This is a genomic window from Thermostichus sp. MS-CIW-34 (assembly GCF_054060435.1).
Genome location: NZ_JBSSDE010000004.1, coordinates 12,663 through 30,123, shown reverse-complemented (window position 1 = coordinate 30,123; position 17,461 = coordinate 12,663). Strand labels below are relative to the sequence as shown.

Below are 17,461 nucleotides of genomic sequence, written 5' to 3'. Positions count from 1 at the left end.
TGAACCGATGACACTGGCTCAGGAGGCAACTGCCCAAGTCCCCGCCTTTTGCGAAGGGATCCAGTACTTCGGGGATCCTTGGCCGGAATTTGACCGCCTGGGCCAGGCCCCTGCAGTGGATGCCGGCACCGGGAAGCTGAGGGATCCCGGCAGTCGTATGGCCGCCTACCAAACCTTGCTCTATGCCGATGCCTTGCGCTACCTCACCCTGCAAATGACCGCCAGCAAAGCCTCAGGCCATCCGGGCGGATTTGCCAGCCAAGCAGAAGCCTATGCCGCTCTGGTGTACCTGGGCCAGAAGAACATCCCCACCGAAGTCGGGCACCACGCGCCGGGCTTTTACGCGGCCATGTTCTTGGATGGATCCCTGGCCGAGATGGGCATCCACACCGTCGCCGACCTGCGGGCCCGTTTTCGAGAGCGGGAAGGGCTGTTGGGTCACCTCTCTGGCTACATTCCCGGGCTGCTGGCGCCGGCTGGGCCGCTGGGGCAGGGGCAGCACTTTGCCATGGCGGGGGCATTACTCTACCCGGATCGCCTCTTCCCGGTCACGATTGGGGATGGCGGCCTGGGAGAGCCCTATGTGATGAGCTCCATGATTCACTTCCACACGGCTTTCCCGCAGCGCACCAACTTCCTGCCGGTGCTGGTTTGGAATGGCTACAGCCAAGAGCACCACAGCATGATCTCCACCGCCAGCAACGCCCAGATGGCCGAGTATTGGCGGGGCAACGGCTTTGAGGAAGTGGTGTTGGTGGATGCCAAAGACTTCGACGATGCCCAGCAGCCCGGCCCCTATGTCGATAGCACTCAGTTTTCCCTAGAAGCCCGCCTTGCCTTTGCCCAAAGGGTGCTGATCGAAATGGAGCGAGCCATCCAATCAGCCCTGAGCGGACAATTAACGGTTTTCATCCTCAAGCAACTGAAGGGGGCTGGGGTACATGCCAAGGGATCCAAGTCCCACAACCTCTACGGCCACCACACCCTGGATCACCCGGACATTGTGGCGGCTCTGCGGGCGCGGGCCTTACATCCGGCAGCTTGGGCCCTGGTGCGACAAAACTGCCAACGGGCCGCCGGGGGGCCAGCCACCAAGGTGGCGGTTACAGAGTTCGTTCGGCCTTTGCCGCCTTTGGCATCCCTAAACCTAACGGAGTTTCCCCTAGGGGACAAGCAGGTTTCCACCACGGCCATCGGATCCCTCGTGGTGCAGGTGGGGCAGAAGGATCCCGACTTTTTGGTGGCCAATGCCGACGGCAACGAAGCTTCCGGCATTGCCAATGTGAACCAAGGTCTCAAGGTGATTCACCCCACGGTGGATCCCTTATACAACCAACAGCCCCAAGGCCAGGTCTACGAACCCCTGAGCGAAGATGCCTGCGCGGGGCTAACGGCGGGCCTAGCCCTCTTCGGCGGACGCTCCCTGTGGTGCTCCTACGAGTCCTTTGCCGTCAACGGCCTACCCATCTGGCAGACGGTAACCCAAGCCATGGCGGAGCTGCGCCGGCCCACCCCCTCGGCCATTGCCCTCTTCACTGCCGGCGCTCTGGAACAGGGGCGTAACGGCTGGACCCACCAACGCCCGGAAATTGAGGCCTACCTGGCAGCCATGATGCGCAACGGCAACGTCTTCCCCCTCTTCCCGCCCGATGCCAACTGTGCCCAAGCTGCCTACGAATGGGCCCTATCCACCTGCAACAAAGGGATCCCTATCATCGCCAGCAAAACCCCCCTGCCCATCCGCACCACCCTAGAACAAGCCCGCCAAGCAGTAGAGCAAGGCTGCACCGTCCTTCAGGAACTTCCTGGATCCCGCACCGTGGTCTTTGCCGTGGTGGGGGATATGATTCTCCTGCCCGTGTTCGAGGCGGCTGAGCAGCTCCAAGCCCAAGGGATCGGCTGCAAAATCGTCTCGGTGATTAACCCCCGCCGTCTGTATCGCCCCGGCGACGTGGCTTGGTCCACCTGTGCTCAGCCAGATGGGGAATTCATGTCCGACCAGGAGTTTGCCGCTTGGTTTGCCGGCGAGGCCCTCATTGGGGTAACAGGCGGATCTAGCCTGATGCTCGAACCCTTGATGTTGCGCTATGTCGGCCCGCGGGATTTCTTCGCTTGGAAACGCGGCGAAACCACCGCCACCCCCGCCGAATTGATGGACTACAACGGCCTGACAGCCCAAGCACTAGCAGAACGAGCCAAGCAACTGCTATGCTGAGGGCAAGCTTTTAGCTTGGTTAGCATTGTCCACCTTATTTTTTCCTATTTTTTCCTATGACTGCGGCTAGCTCTCTCCGAGAGAAGCTTGAGAGGATATCTCCCACCGAGAGGGTAGAGCGAGTTGTTGTCCAACACTTTGCTGTTCCTCTCCTGCAGGCGCTTGGCTTTGACGACTCGGAAATTAGAGATGAATTCGAGACAGGTTGCGGCCAGGTCGATCTCGCAGCAAGAAAGAACGGAGATCCTGAAGATATTTTCTTTAGATCCCCGAAGAATCCCTACTTGCTTTTGGAGGCAAAATCTAGAGCAGTTAATCTCAGAGAAGGATCTTGCTATAGAGATGTAGTTTGTCAGATAGAAAGTTACTTGCTTGCCAAGAACTGCAAATCTGCAAAATGGGGAATTATCACCAATGCAAATAACATCCAGCTTTGGAGGAAGCACGGAAAAGTCGTTCACCCCGCTACAGCAAACCTTGATATTAGCTCAGATAACATTGAGAGCATAGTGCGTAACTTGCGAGACAAGATAGAAAACTATGAGCGCGCTCTGACTGTATGCGTGTATAACAATAAAGGGGGCGTAGGCAAAACAACGACGATCATTAACCTTGCGGCAACACTAGCAACCAAGAAAAAAAAGGTCTTAGTTGTTGACTTTGATTCTCAGGGTGATCTGACAAGAAGTTTGGGAGCCACTCCTGGAAAAATTACACTGACGCAATGTTTAAAGGATCCCAAAATAGACGTCCATGCCATTGTCCAAACATATAGACTCAGGGGTATTTCCATCTTCGACATTATCCCAAGAGACCCTGAGCTGGAGACGTTGACCGACAGCCAGTCGCTAGCATATATCCAAAAGGGAACCCGACGCCTTCGAGATCTGATTGCCCCTCTTCGCAATGGGTATGACTACATCCTAATTGACTGCCCAACTCAATGGCTTTACTTTAGCCAGAGTGGTGTCTTTGCCGCCGACGTTATTTTGATACCTACCCGCCCCGACGATCTGTCTTCCCTGAATAATGCTGCTAGAGTAATCACCAGCTTTGTTCCAGAAACTGCTAAGTCACGACAGGATGGCGGCCCCAGGACTTTGCCTATCTTTTTCAACGGCGTCTCTTCGGGAAGTGAATACACTATTAAACTAGCTAACGAAGAGATAGATAAGCTTATCAACCAGGAGAAAAGTGTAGATCTACGTCCATATTTCTGGCCGCATTTTAAGAGAGGTAATGAAAACAAAAGCATTTTTAGGATACCTGACTATGCAGTGATATCCTCTGCAAGCTTTGCTCGAATTCCTGCCGTCTTTAGGGACAGGAGAGTTTTAGAATACTACCAGAGTCTTGCCCGTGAGTACTTTATCGATGAGTGAGTTTTCAGATCTAGGTAGGTTGGTTAACTTACCCCTTGAGAGCATTACGCCCGCCGATGGGTTTTCTGCTCCCTCCTTCCTTGTTGCCGCAGCCGCAGATCAGCTAAGGGCGACAGGAGGACACAACTGGGTTCCTCTGCTGGTGGTCGAGGCTGGCGACTATCAGTACAAAGCCATTGGTAACCATTTTGTCTATGCAGTTGCTCAAGAAGCGGGACTGGAAAGGCTATGGTGTATCGTTGTCGATCCTGATCCAGAGCAGGTTAAGCAGGCCCAGATTCTCGCCAAAGAAATTGTTCCGAAGGTAAATTTGACCAATACATCGAGAGAGACTATCTTGGCTGCGCTAAGATACCTAGCCGAGCAACCCAGCAGTCCCCTCAAGGGAGTCGATGTAACCATTGCAGCTGCCCGGATTGCAGAGGCGGATAGAAGTTGGTGGCAGGACTTAACCCCCATAACCAAGCTTGGGTGCAAAATTACGCGAGGCAAAAAACTGGATGCCCTATCGGAAGTATTTTTCGTAACTCCTACAGCGTTGCCCCCTACTCTGAAGAAATCATCCAAGAGATCTGCGGCATCCGCTGGCGCGAAGAAAGCGACCTCAACTCGCTCGCGGAAAAAAACAGAGGGAGAGAGCTGAAAGGGATCCCTCAAAAACATATTCTCCTCTCCACATCACCGAGGCCCGACTCCGCTTGCTGTGGGATGCCTGCCTCAAGCCTCCCTTTGAATGGCTACTGCCACCCAAACAGCCTTGGCCGCTCTCAACAACAGCCTCCATGGCAGGTATGCTCTGCTTACCTAGGACGACCGGATCCATCTGGAGCTCATGCACAGGATGATCACCAGCATCTTGGAGATCGACCTGACCCAAACCGTCCGGTATTATCTTGACCACAGGGATCCCCCCCTTATCGCCTGGATCCTAGGCCGTGATCAAGCGCTCCAGATCTGTTGAAACCCTATGTCTTTCAAGGTTGGCACCACATCGGGATCCAGCACTGTAATCCGACACCGATCCTTGAGTTCCCTAACAGAATACCCAGAGGGTCGATGCTCTGAGCTGCCACACCAATCCGGTCGAGGGTTGGTCTTGGTACTACACACCCCATGTACAATCTCCATCCAAGCCTTGCGATCCTCTGATTCCCAAATGCTGAAGATACACCCCGTCCCCAGATAAGGCTGACTTAAAACCGGGATCCCATATTGTCCGGCCAAACTTCTGATCTGAACCTTGAGGCTGTCGATCAACGGAGCCAATGGCAAGGGCTTGACATTTCTGAGGGTAAATTGGCTGCCCCGAAAGCCTCGGAAGCTGGTGAGTTGATGCGGGGGTCTTCTCCAGCCAGGGCCAAGTCCGCCCAGTTGTTGGGCCAGGTTCAGCAGATCGCCAATCAAGGGCTGAAATGGCTCATTGCATTCAACTTGGATCCCCCAGGTTTCATGGGCGTCACGGGCAGGTATATTGGCGTAGCCATTGGCCAACCCATCCTCAATACTGAGAGCAGGCAATGGATCCGAGGCTTTGTAGCTACACAGCACCAAATCGGCAGGACAACCCAAACCGCCAAAGATTTTGTTAGTTAGCCTTTCAGTGTTCTGTATTCCCAACAAAGGCAAGGCCAAACGAGTAAACCATCCCCGCAGATTGGCCCGTAAAACTTGCGGACTCCAACGATATTGCCCTTGTTGCGTCACCTGACCGCTCTCAACTTTATGCTGCTGCACACAGGGCTTCATCCCCTGTAACTCTATCGTCCATTGCCCCACAGGGATCCGTTCTGCTATCCGTCCAAATCCTGCATGGATCCCACGTCCTAGCCCTTGATGGCGCAACATTTCCTTCATCCGCTGAGTAACCCAGCTTTTCTGCTCTTCGGTCGGGATCTCTTTAAGGGTGATGTTGAGAGCATATTTGGGAGCATTCATGCCTTCTCCGGCAGGGATTTGCCATTGCACACCCAACTTTGGATCCCTTTGATTAAAAACTTGCCAAGGTTGCTGAGGGTTAAGTGGATAAGGCTTGAGGTTAGATTTCTCCAAAAAGAGATTCTCAAACCGGATCTTTCTGGGTAGCCAAGCGGTTTGATTCTCATTCAGTAGCGTCCGCCAAAAGGCTTGCTCATTCGCCGGGATCCTGTCCCAATGTTCTCGCAGATAGTGCAACAAGGATCCTCTCACACTTGAGCCAGGGATCCAGGGTATTCCGGCTGCTTGGGCTGGAAGGATCCCACCTTCAGGAAAGCTACCCCCGCCAATTTGTAGGGGGCTGATCAGCTTGAGATCGCCGATGGATATTGTGCGTGGATCTTTAGTTTTGTTGAGGGCAAAGCAGGGCTTTCCATTCCAGGCTTCCGTAATATCTCTATTAGCCCGACTGTCGGTAATGTCGGAGGTTTGGGGGGTATAGCCGCATTCTTTATCGACATGTTTGGGATCTTCTTTCAGTCCATACCAGCGGGGACGTTCAGCAGGTAAAAGTTTGCGCATTGTTTAGGATCCTCCATTGTTTTAATCTGAGACAACCTACGAGAGGACTTTTAGAATTCATAGGGCATTTTAGCCCCCTCACCTTCTGAGAAGGTCCGCGACCGGCAACTCCTACACGTTGCAAGTGGCGAACGGCTTCGTGTTTCAACACCTTTACCTTCTGGGAAGGTCTGCGACTGCTTTCCTGGTACGTTATCCAAACAAGCGTCCTGTGTTTCAACACCTTTACCTTCTGGGAAGGTCTGCGACTGTCAATAGACATCCCTTTCCAGGAGTTGTTGAGGAGTTTCAACACCTTTACCTTCTGGGAAGGTCTGCGACATTTTACAGTATTGTCGATTCTTTGCATACAACTATGTTTCAACACCTTTACCTTCTGGGAAGGTCTGCGACTAGCTGACCAAGTGAAAGTCCTCGTCAATGTCTAACTGTTTCAACACCTTTACCTTCTGGGAAGGTCTGCGACTGCCAGTTAAAGGTGCAACCAAGCTCACTGAAGAACAGTTTCAACACCTTTACCTTCTGGGAAGGTCTGCGACCCTGGACGTGTAGTTACTGAGAAACCTCTGGTAGTCAAACAGTTTCAACACCTTTACCTTCTGGGAAGGTCTGCGACCTGTGATGGAACAGTTTGACAACTTTGATTCAGAGAAGTTGTTTCAACACCTTTACCTTCTGGGAAGGTCTGCGACCGCCATCTTCTACGGTGTTCCCGGCAAACCAGTTGCCGAGTTTCAACACCTTTACCTTCTGGGAAGGTCTGCGACGCAAAGGAGGAATACCTGAAGCGTTGGGTAGGGCAGATCGAGTTTCAACACCTTTACCTTCTGGGAAGGTCTGCGACCCCAAAAGTTTAATGACTGGCCCGAGGAGGCGGTGGAGTTTCAACACCTTTACCTTCTGGGAAGGTCTGCGACTGCCAGTTAAAGGTGCAACCAAGCTCACTGAAGAACAGTTTCAACACCTTTACCTTCTGGGAAGGTCTGCGACGGTTGATGATGACGGTTATGTGCTCTGGGTTCAGACGAAGTTTCAACACCTTTACCTTCTGGGAAGGTCTGCGACTGGGCGGATGAATTATACTTCTTCGCTACCCGGAAGGAGTTTCAACACCTTTACCTTCTGGGAAGGTCTGCGACACTACATGATCAGGCTCCTCGTCACCGCAAGGCAGGTTTCAACACCTTTACCTTCTGGGAAGGTCTGCGACACTTTGTGGGATGCTATGCAGGAGCGTTGGAATATCGTTTCAACACCTTTACCTTCTGGGAAGGTCTGCGACGATCCCGACTACGGTTGGACCGTTGACAGCCTAAAGTTTCAACACCTTTACCTTCTGGGAAGGTCTGCGACGACCTACTCGTCATATATGTCAACTAGAGTTATCGACTGGGTTTCAACACCTTTACCTTCTGGGAAGGTCTGCGACTTCAGGCTTGCGTTGTGACCCAGAAGCACGTCGCGGAGTTTCAACACCTTTACCTTCTGGGAAGGTCTGCGACTTGCAGTGCGCAAAGCTCCGATCTTCCTGGATCGGATGTTTCAACACCTTTACCTTCTGGGAAGGTCTGCGACCTTCAGAGACACTACAGCCCCTTTGATTGTCTCTGCAGGGTTTCAACACCTTTACCTTCTGGGAAGGTCTGCGACTAGCGTAGGAGAAGTCGGATGGGCCTCGGTGCAGGCCTGGTTTCAACACCTTTACCTTCTGGGAAGGTCTGCGACATCTGGTAAGAGCACCGCCTTGGCTCGTTCCGAGTGGTTTCAACACCTTTACCTTCTGGGAAGGTCTGCGACAGAAAGACTTGGAAGAAGCACACGCCAAGTTAGTTGCATAGTTTCAACACCTTTACCTTCTGGGAAGGTCTGCGACGCGAACGTCCGGTACCGCAGGAAATCTTGCCAACGTTGTTTCAACACCTTTACCTTCTGGGAAGGTCTGCGACCTCTACTGATGTCTCTGTTGGACATGCTGCTAGAAACGTTTCAACACCTTTACCTTCTGGGAAGGTCTGCGACGACTTAAGAATTCGCGGAAACGATTGGATCGGATCCGTGTTTCAACACCTTTACCTTCTGGGAAGGTCTGCGACAACAACGTTACGTTGTGGTTAAGCCGTATAAAGGGCAGTTTCAACACCTTTACCTTCTGGGAAGGTCTGCGACCTGGGTGGGCTATCCTCTCACTTAGGCGAAGCCTTCAAGTTTCAACACCTTTACCTTCTGGGAAGGTCTGCGACCCCTCCATTCTACATCCCTTGCCCAGAGCGGGATCCAGAGGCCATTTTCGACCGCCTCCCAAAAACCACCCCATCCAGGCCGCAAAACAGGGATCCAAAATCGCTGAAACCCTTATCCAGAGCGGCATCGACCGGGTCAACGAAAGAATCAGCCTTTGAGGGCATTGGCCGAGGTGATCGCTCAGGCATTCATACCCGCCTGTTGAGCGTCTTTGAGTCGCATCGTCCAGAACTGAATGGTCTCGGCAATGGCAATCAACAGGTCACTCATCAACACCTGCTGATTAAAGGTCAACTGCCTTAGCCGCTCCTGAAACTCATGGGTGGTCATGTCGCTTCGGATCCCTAGTTCTGCCCCTGCAACCTCGGCCAACACAATCCGCGCCACCCCCCAGGCAAAATAGCGTCGTTGTTCATTGTTGCCCTGCCCCGCCGCCGGGATCGCTCCCCCCAGCAAAGCCATCGACCGCGACATCGACCAAAACCGCTCCAGCCCCCAGGTGGCCACATAATCGGCAATGCCACTGGCGGCTCCCTGCCAGTCCTGCAGATGTTGGATCCCTGCTTGGAGGCGATGAAACACCCGCCGATCCAAGTCGTAATGTTCGACCGCCATCATGCACCTCCAATGTTCGTGATCCGCACATTGCCATAACCAACGCTCCACAGTCCGCCCAGGGAGTGATCCCCCTGCAAAAAGGATTGCCACTGATCCAGATGTTCTACCTTTTGGCGCACCGTCCAGCTAAACATAAACACTGCCCCCGGCGGATACCCCTCTACGGCAAACAGGTTTTCCACCAAATTGCCCTTGGCATCCGGTTCATCCCGCAAACTTACCCTCGGCTGCCGCACCAACCCCATATCCACAATCAAATTGATGCAATGGTTGGGTACCACAATCCGACAATCAGGATCCACCCCCTCTGGAGCCGGTAACACCTCTGTCCACTTCTGGATATTGGTCAACCTCAGCCAGCGCAAATACAGACTGGATCCCGCTGCCAATTCTGGATGGGTCATATACACCTGATCCAGGGCAAAGTTAAACGGGGATCCGTGATTCAGTTGTTGAAAACGGTTGAGCCAAGCCGGACAACTCACCCACCAATTGCCGTAGCCCAAGACATGCACCGGCCACCACACCGGCCAGCCCCACCCCAACGAGATCCGCCCCGGCGAAATATCCTCTGTCGGCCCTCCAAACCAGTTCTTGACATGGCCCCTATAGGCATCTTTACCTTCGGCATCCTCCCGCAATGCCCCCCGTAACGAACTCCCCGGAATGGCAGGCGTCCGATCCGGCAAGCGAAACACCGGATTATTGTTGCCCCGGCTCTCGCTATCTGCCCCGCCAATATGCACCGGCGACAAACACACCAACCACGCATTGGGCATCGTTACCTTTCCTCATCCCGAAACAACCAGATATGGCCATACCCCAACGCATCCCGATGAAAGGGATCCGGCATGGGTCCCGACTTCTGGATTGAGGATCCCTCTTGCCACAAATACACCGCCCCCGCTGGAGTCAGCCATTCCCCCGGAGTCAACACCGTCACCCGCCGCCCTGGATCCTTTCGATCCTTCACCTTCTTCCACGACTGCCACGGCACCCCAGTTTCAGCGGCATAGGCCCGCACCCCCTCAGGACAGGGCACCGAATAGGTTTGTTTGCTCCATAATGCCCCGGTCAACAGCACCCCTCCGGTTGCCCCCTTGCACTCTTCGCCCAGCCACTCCCAACCAATCAACTTCACCGCTTGAATGGCCACCGGCATCCCGCCCGCTCCCAGAGTGCCCCACTGCGGCGGCTCATAGTCCCCCAGGATCCCCACCAAAATGGACCAACCGGGATCCATCAGCGTCGTCATCTCCGCAAAAAAGCCCCCCTCCTCCCGGACTTGGTAATCTTGGCGGCTGTTGTGGCTCAGAGTCAGCGTCCGCCAGGGCAGCTCCACCAACTCCCTCCCTTCCACTGTTCCATCCCGCCACAGGCTGCGTAACCCCACTCCCGAAATCAGCCGGGATCCACCCACCACCTGGATCGGCTTCCTTTCATGTTCAGATCGGGGTTGCCAATATCCCCCCACCTCCTGCAGGCGAAACACTCGCTCTAACTTGTCTTTGCCCTCATCCAAGGCATACACCGGCAACGGCAACGGCACATAAAAGGATCTGGGTGAGGCGAGCGAATGCCAAAATGGCCCCCACAACCGCGCCGAACTGGGCAACCCCAAACACGCCGCCAACTGATGCCCATTGGGAGGCCACCGACACCCCACCTGACCGCTGTTCTGCCCCACCGGGGTCAAATTACCCAAACTCAACGGCCCCGCCGGCGTTAACGTCAACCAGTTCACCGCTGCCTCAGGCATCCCTTCGCCCCCCCACCAACTCAATCCACCGCTGCCGCTCCCGCTCTTGCCGAGCCAAAAAGCCCCGTAGGCTGATCCAACTCAGCCACCAATCCCAACTCTCCAGTTCCTTCTCCAGTTCCTTTTGAAACCTTCGCCGATACCCCAACACCTCATCCCACAACCCCGGATCGATGCCCACACTGGCCCACAACGTCCGAATCAGAGATCCCACCCCCAGCACCGTCTGCGCCTGCGAGGATAGCCGCGTGCTCTCCACATACCCCAACAACTTCTCCCAGCGATTCAGCTCCGTCTGCTTGGGATCCCGCTTCGGCTGCACCTCCTCCATCAGCAGGAGCCACAACGGCCACGGACACACCCACTCCAGGCTTTGGCCACTGTTAAACAGCACCCGCACACACACGCGGTTACGCCCTGTTTTCTTTGCCTGCTTGTACGCCTGATTGAGGTTGCGATGCCAAAGAGATTGGGGGATCCGTCGCTGGGCAATCACTACCCCCAAGCTAAAATTCATTTTTTCTCCGGGGACAGGATAGATTTTGCTCCCCCGCCTCACCCAGCCATCGCAGGCCGGCTCCAACGGCTCCGTCACCGGATTGGGTAGCCCTCGCCAGAGCTTCAAGAGATCGCTGGTCAACGCTACCGCCTCGGTGATCGGCCCCAGCAGCAGAAAATCATCCCCCCCGGCAAACACCACCCGTCCCAGATGGTGATCTTCCACCAGCGGATACAACACCTCATTCCAATAGCTAAACAACACCGACAGGTCTAATACGTGAGGCAGTTCAATTTGTCTGGGCTGGGATGGCACAAGCGGTGGTTGGATCCCCAGTCGATAGACCTCGATCTTGCTCTCATCCACGTGCCAGCGTTCCCAGGCCAACTGTCGCTCTCGATACTGAGTCCCCGACAGCCATTGCCCCATTTGATCCCCATCGCCTCGCCAGCCCACCGTCCACTCGATCACACTCTCCCAGCCCGCCAGCTTCTCTTGCTCCCACTCATCCAGTAGATCCGGAGCCTGATCCCGCACCGTTCGCCGCTCCAAAATCCGCGGATGGGCAAACCTCTCCCCGGCCTCATCCACCCCAGGGATCCCCCATTCCGTCAACGGTTGCCGCTCAAAAATCAGCTCATTAAACGTCTCTACCTTCTCATTCCACACTCCAGGATCCACCACCTGCGTGATCCAAGCCGCTGCCGTCGCCGTCTGATCCGGAAACCGCTCCCAAGGACAGGCCGGAGGTTTCTTCCCCCACAACCGCTGCAAAACCAACTCCATCACATCAGGGGCCGATGCCAACCGCTTCACCATCTCCAGGCTATTCAGCCGCTCATCTTTAGAAAACAAGCCCGCCAAACCACTGCGGTCTGCCACCCCTTCCCACCAGGACTGGAGCTGCTCATCCGGCATTCCCCACGTCCCCCCCTGATCCAGCGGCTTCAGACCCGGATGCCAAGTCGAAAGACTCCCCGCCGTCGGACTCGTTCGCCCCCCCCACCAGGGATACTGCCACTGTCGCGCTAACTTCCGTGCCTCAATCTGCCCATGCAACCCGCCAATCTGCTCACTCAGCCCCTCAACCTGCATCGGCTCCGACTCGGCATACACCGTCCACAAGCAGGCATGATCCCGATGAATCACCCGCCACCCGATCCCATTCAGCAGCTTCGGAAAACGCTCCACCACCACCTCTTCAAGGACTGCAATCAACCGCGACCACTCCTGCCGGATCACCTGACGCTGACTCTCAATCCATTCCGGCTGACTAGGATGTAATCCCGTTAACACATTCGGCAACTCTGCCCGCCAAAATCCTTCCCCACCGGGGTAGTCGGGATCCCGCAACCACTGCACCAAATCCACCCCCTGATGACGCGGCAACAGCACCACCCCACCTCGCTCCTGCCAGCGATACACCATCACCGCCGCCAAGTAATGACACAGCCAGGACGCCACCGCCCAGTCCCGTAGCCGCTGCCCTGCCCCCAAAAATGTCTGCACCGGCCCAAAAGTCAAGGCCGCCACCTGAGTCAGCTCGGGTCGTTCCCCCAAATCCTGCTCAATCTGCCGCCACGACTCTCGACTCGCCCCTCCGCCCCACCAAAACTGGTTTTGCAAATACTCTGATTCTTGCCACTCGCCACTCACCGGATGGGTTGCCAACCGCGTTTCACCCTCTGGGATCCCTCCCACATAAAGCCGCCGCTGCTGAACCAACCATTGCTCCAAATCCATTTACAGTTGCTCCTCGATCCGTTGCACCTGAGTTTGATAATCCCGCACCCGCTCTTGGATTTTGGACTGGATCCCTGCCAGCTCAATCAAAAACTCCAAATGACCCACCGCCACCTGAGCCGGATGATCTGCACGGGTCACGGATCCCAACTCCAGCGTCTTTTGATCCAAGGCTTGATCGATCACATCCCCCTGCAAAGAGTGATAGAGGTCGTTCCGAATCTCTGCAAATTTGATCTGTTTATTTTTATTCAGGATCCAGCCTGGATCATCACAGTAAAAGGACTGAAAATAACTCAGTTCCTGGCTTCTAGCAATAGGATCGAACCGATATGTGAAATCTTGATTATCCTTTCTTCCTAGGAAATTCCCTTGAGAGATCCCCCTCGCAATCGCTGTGATGTTGGCAAAAACGGGATCCTGTTGATGGAACAAATCTACCGACCCATTGTTCCTACGCCGCCACGAGAATTGCCCTTGCCCCTGCTGCACAACCAAACACTTCAACACCAACTCAAACGCTCCAGCCACCCTTAAAATCCAGTGCATCCATTGCCCCCGCTCCCGAAACGCCCGCTCACTCCAGCAGGCAATCGCAATCCGCTCCAGAACTTCTTCTTCAGGATTCAGCCCCAAATTGAGCTCCCGCAAATTAAAAGACACCGCCCGATCCAGTCGCCGGATCTGTTTCTCCATATCCTTGCCCACATCTCCCTTCACCAACTGAAGGATCCCTGCAAAATCTTGCACTGCCAATAATTGTCGGATTTGAGGCACTTTTAACCGCCACTGCCAATGGGATCCAGGATGATGTCTGGGTTCTTCATCCTGACGAGACATATACAAAAACTCCACCGCTCGTCCCTCTAGCCGTTGCTCAATCCCCCACAAATACAGGGCACTACTCAACGCCGGAGTCCCGCTGCTGTGCTGGATAAGGAGTGTTTCAAAAGGGAGAACCTGGCTATTGGGTAACTGAATCTGGTTGTCTTGCACAAGCTGGCTCAGAAACTGGGTAGCGAGTTTTGCCATTCCTTCCCAATCTGCGACCCCTGATCTCACCTCTGGTGGCACCACAAACCGCACACAATGACAGCGGATCCCGTGTTCTTCAGCCCAGGCCAGCAACACCTCCTCCCACCAATGCCCATCGGATGTAATGATCTCCTTCCAACCCACCGCCGCCATCGGCTGAGTGCTAAACCAAGCCGTCTGATCTGTTAACAGCACTACGAATGTGGGGGATCCCTTTACATGCTGAACATACTGATGCGCCTGACGAATTAGGGGAAAATCTACACGGTTTAGGTTACCTAACAATTCGTTCTTGAGATCTTGAGCAAGCTCTTGCATTTCATGGAGATCAAAGCCCCTAATCTGCTCCCTTCCCGGCTGTCCATCCACCTGGACATCGCTGGTTCCCAAGATTTGTAGCACGATGGATCCCGACATATCAACCTCACAGGCTTAAGATTTCACAAATACCTTCAGCCGAACCAGATCCGCAACCAATTCACCGGATTGAGCCGCATCAATAGAACCTTGTGCAAAGGGTGATTTTGACATCCCTCCGGAATCACATTTGGCGGAGCCAATAGGTACCGCTGCTCCACCACCATTTAGATTGCTATGAAAACTCTGCGGAATCACCCGCTATTCACAAGACATGATCTCCGCTTGTCCTCCCAAGGGTAACAACGCCGAGATCCCCAAATAAACTCGCAGAGCCGCAGTGCTTGCAACGACCTTCATAGCTCACAGTCTCCCGTACAGCAAGGTGATTAAAACTTCAATCCACTTTAATTGACTTGCAGCCCTACTCATGTCTCTCTTAATAAAACTTTGTATAATTTTAGCACCCCACTACCAGATCCGACTGGAATGATTCAATGTGCTCACCCCAGACACATTGACATTGACTAGCTATTGCTCACCATAATCTTTTTTTTGAAGTCCCTAATACTACCCCCTTAGGCCGTCGGTTTCACAGCTGCCACCACCCTGCCTAGCACCGAAAACTCCTCCTGCAACTGATTGAGGCGATACACCTCCGGACGGTAGGCCGGATTATCACTCAACACCCGGATCCGCTCCTTCATCCGCTCCAACCGCTTCACCCGCAGATAGCCATCAATCCTGAGAACAAAAATTCCTTCCACAATCCGGTCCGCAAACTTCACCGACTCATCCACAATCACCATATCCCCCGAATCCAGTGTCGGCGCCATCGAATCTCCCATCACCCGAATCATACTCAACCGATAGGCCGCCAACTTATCCTCAATCGGCTGATTCCACTTGACGAGCTTGGCCCGTGTCTTGGCGTAGGTCGAAAGCACCGTGGTCACTGCCACCGACTTAGATTTGTAGGCCACATACTTGTCCCAGAGTAGGAGACTCATCTTTTGGACTGCCTCTGGTTTGAGGAAGCACCGCCAATCAAACGTCCCATCCTGCAGCGCAATCCCCACCCGGCGAGCCTCCCGCTCTGCCGCACTCACCCCCGCCGGATTGGCACGGATCCCCAGAAACCCCAAAGCAATCTCCTGCTGAAACGCCTTATCCTTGAGGGATCCAGGCTTAGGAGGTAACGTCCCCCGCAGATACAGCCGACTATTGCGGAGCAAGATGGACAAACCCACATTGGCAGACTTCAGCCGACCATTGGCTTGAGCGATCCGCTCCAGAGTGGCTTTGGTGATGCTGTCCACCAGCTCAAATCCTTCACTATCAGCTTCACTAAAATAATAGGCTGATCCGACTCGAAATGACCCTATTTGTCCCAGTCCTAGAAACAGCGCAAAGTGGCCCCAAAAAGCCAGAAGCCCTACTCCACAACGGAAAGGGGCCTCTAGTAAGGGTTTCATAGAGATGGCTCAGGCGTGATTTGAACACGCGACCAAGGGCTTATGAGTCCCCTGCTCTACCGCTGAGCTACTGAGCCAGGACAGCGCTTAACTAGAATAGCACTCTTGGGCCGGAACTGCGCCTCAGAAAATCCCCTCAGCCCCCTCTCGGGAAGAAGCCCCAGACAAGGCAATGCCTATCGGCAGGCCAGGGCAGCTTCGTAAACCCGTCGGTTGGCCGCGAGAGACTTCTCCAAATCCACCAGTGGGCGAGGGTAGTCCACCCCCAATCGGACTCCAAATTGCTTCTGCTCGGCAGCAGTGAGGCGATAGGGCTCGTGGATTTTATCCCCCGGGATCCCGGCCAATTCCGGCAACCAGTGGCGCAGATAGTCTCCTTTGGGATCGTACTCGCGAGATTGTTTGGGGATGTGGAAGTAGCGGAAGCCGCGGGCATCGTTCCCTACGCCGGCGGTGTAGTTCCAATTGCCGTAGTTGCTGGCCACGTCGTAGTCGATGAGCAGCGACTCAAACCACTCAGCGCCCATGCGCCAGTCGATGCCCAGGTTCTTGGTCAAAAAGCTGGCCACATTCTGCCGTCCCCGGTTGGACATAAACCCAGTAGCCGCCAGCTCCCGCATGTTGGCATCCACCAAGGGGTAGCCCGTCTCACCTCGACACCAAGCCTGGAAGCGCGGCCAATCCTGTTGCCAAGGGATAGGGATCCCTTGGATCCCAGAAGGACGGAACAGTTTGGCGCCGTGCTTGGCCAAGATAAACCGAAAATAATCCCGCCACAGCAGCTCAAACACCAGCCAGTAGGTGGACTCATTGCGCACCCGCTCCTGCTCGTAACGCTTGACCTCGGCATAGACGGTGCGAGGGGAGATGCAGCCCAGGGCCAACCAAGCAGAAAGCCGGGAGCTATCGTCGGGATCCAACATGCCGTTGCGGGTTTCTTTGTAGATGCGCAGCCGATCCAGATCCCAAAAGTAGGTTTGCAGGCGGGCATGGGCAGCAGTGCTGCCGCCAAGGTAGGTGAAGCGAGCCCGTGGATCCCCGGCAGGTGGGGATAGCCCCAGCGAGGCCAAAGTAGGCAGAGGGCCGGGATCCAAACCCGATGGCAGGGGGGGGATCGAGGGAATGGGCAAGGGATCCCGGATGGGGGTGCTCCCCTCGACTTGCTTTCGAAAGCGGGTGAACAGCTCCGGCAGTTGCGAGAGACAAAAGGGGAGATCCTCAGGGTGATAGAGGGTATGGCCCCAATCAACCTGCAGCCGGATCCCCAGAGACCGCAAAGCCCGCTCAACAGCAGCCGCCACCTCCTTCTCCTCGGTGCCCACCTCTTCATGGGCATAGACCGCCTCGACCCCCCACTCCTGTGCCAAGGTGGGGATCACCTGTTCTGGCTGTCCCTGGCGGATCACCAAATCCGAGCCGCGCGACCGCAACTGCTGCCGCAGATCTGCCAAACTCTCCAGCAAAAACTGACCGCGGAAAGGGCCGGTTCTGGGGCGGAGCCCAAGGGAAGTCTCGCCGAACTGGCGGGGATCCAAGCAATACAAGGGGATCAAAGGGGATCCCTGTTGGCAGGCCCGCGTCAGCGGCTGGTGATCCAGCAGGCGCAAGTCGGTGCGAAACCACAGCAGGACGGTCATTCTG

11 protein-coding genes, 1 tRNA gene and 1 CRISPR repeat array are annotated in these 17,461 nt (G+C 54.9%); of the genes, 3 read left to right on the top strand and 9 right to left on the bottom strand.

The window, feature by feature from the left end:
- The first annotated feature begins 7 nt into the window (after positions 1-7).
- Genes ACVWYY_RS02245 through ACVWYY_RS02235 form a run of 3 tightly spaced genes read left to right on the top strand, consistent with a single transcriptional unit; the run spans position 8 to position 4,240 of the window.
- Positions 8-2,215 (top strand): phosphoketolase family protein, encoded by a 2,208-nt coding sequence (locus ACVWYY_RS02245; protein ID WP_457439488.1) that lies wholly within the window; start codon positions 8-10, stop codon positions 2,213-2,215.
- Positions 2,216-2,271: 56 nt separating this feature from the next.
- The gene (locus ACVWYY_RS02240; RefSeq protein ID WP_457406788.1) at positions 2,272-3,597 is read left to right on the top strand and encodes an AAA family ATPase; all 1,326 of its coding nucleotides are present in this window, start codon (positions 2,272-2,274) and stop codon (positions 3,595-3,597) included.
- The gene (locus ACVWYY_RS02235) at positions 3,590-4,240 is read left to right on the top strand and encodes a Rho termination factor (RefSeq protein WP_414407019.1); all 651 of its coding nucleotides are present in this window, start codon (positions 3,590-3,592) and stop codon (positions 4,238-4,240) included. The genes ACVWYY_RS02240 and ACVWYY_RS02235 overlap by 8 nt, the downstream gene beginning before the upstream one ends.
- A 296-nt stretch (positions 4,241-4,536) precedes the next feature.
- Here ACVWYY_RS02235 and ACVWYY_RS02230 read toward each other — a convergent pair whose 3' ends face one another.
- From ACVWYY_RS02230 to ACVWYY_RS02190, 9 genes are all read right to left on the bottom strand, one after another.
- A complete protein-coding gene (locus ACVWYY_RS02230) occupies positions 4,537-6,093 on the bottom strand; it encodes an RAMP superfamily CRISPR-associated protein (RefSeq protein WP_457439485.1) in 1,557 nt (518 codons plus the stop codon).
- A 141-nt stretch (positions 6,094-6,234) separates the two neighbouring features.
- Positions 6,235-8,333: a CRISPR direct-repeat array (repeat unit 36 nt; unit sequence GTTTCAACACCTTTACCTTCTGGGAAGGTCTGCGAC).
- A gap of 181 nt (positions 8,334-8,514) precedes the next feature.
- Positions 8,515-8,949 carry a hypothetical protein gene (locus ACVWYY_RS02225; RefSeq protein WP_457439483.1) on the bottom strand — a complete coding sequence of 145 codons (435 nt, stop codon included), beginning with the start codon at positions 8,947-8,949 and terminating at the stop codon, positions 8,515-8,517.
- The gene (locus tag ACVWYY_RS02220) at positions 8,949-9,731 is read right to left on the bottom strand and encodes an RAMP superfamily CRISPR-associated protein (RefSeq protein ID WP_457402432.1); all 783 of its coding nucleotides are present in this window, start codon (positions 9,729-9,731) and stop codon (positions 8,949-8,951) included. Before ACVWYY_RS02220 ends, ACVWYY_RS02225 begins: the two co-directional genes overlap by 1 nt.
- A gap of 2 nt (positions 9,732-9,733) precedes the next feature.
- Positions 9,734-10,711: a hypothetical protein gene (locus ACVWYY_RS02215; RefSeq protein ID WP_457439481.1), complete on the bottom strand. Its 978-nt coding sequence runs from the start codon at positions 10,709-10,711 to the stop codon at positions 9,734-9,736.
- The gene (locus ACVWYY_RS02210; RefSeq protein WP_457402436.1) at positions 10,704-12,953 is read right to left on the bottom strand and encodes a Cas10/Cmr2 second palm domain-containing protein; all 2,250 of its coding nucleotides are present in this window, start codon (positions 12,951-12,953) and stop codon (positions 10,704-10,706) included. Before ACVWYY_RS02210 ends, ACVWYY_RS02215 begins: the two co-directional genes overlap by 8 nt.
- Positions 12,954-14,405, bottom strand: a complete 1,452-nt coding sequence (locus ACVWYY_RS02205; protein ID WP_457402438.1) for a hypothetical protein — start codon at positions 14,403-14,405, stop codon at positions 12,954-12,956.
- A 518-nt stretch (positions 14,406-14,923) separates the two neighbouring features.
- Complete coding sequence (locus tag ACVWYY_RS02200; RefSeq protein WP_457402439.1) at positions 14,924-15,664, bottom strand: S24 family peptidase; 741 nt, start codon at positions 15,662-15,664, stop codon at positions 14,924-14,926.
- 161 nt (positions 15,665-15,825) lie between these two features.
- Positions 15,826-15,897: transfer RNA gene (locus ACVWYY_RS02195), tRNA-Met, on the bottom strand.
- 99 nt (positions 15,898-15,996) lie between these two features.
- Complete coding sequence (locus ACVWYY_RS02190) at positions 15,997-17,457, bottom strand: DASH family cryptochrome (protein WP_457402441.1); 1,461 nt, start codon at positions 17,455-17,457, stop codon at positions 15,997-15,999.
- Between the last annotated feature and the right edge of the window lie 4 nt (positions 17,458-17,461).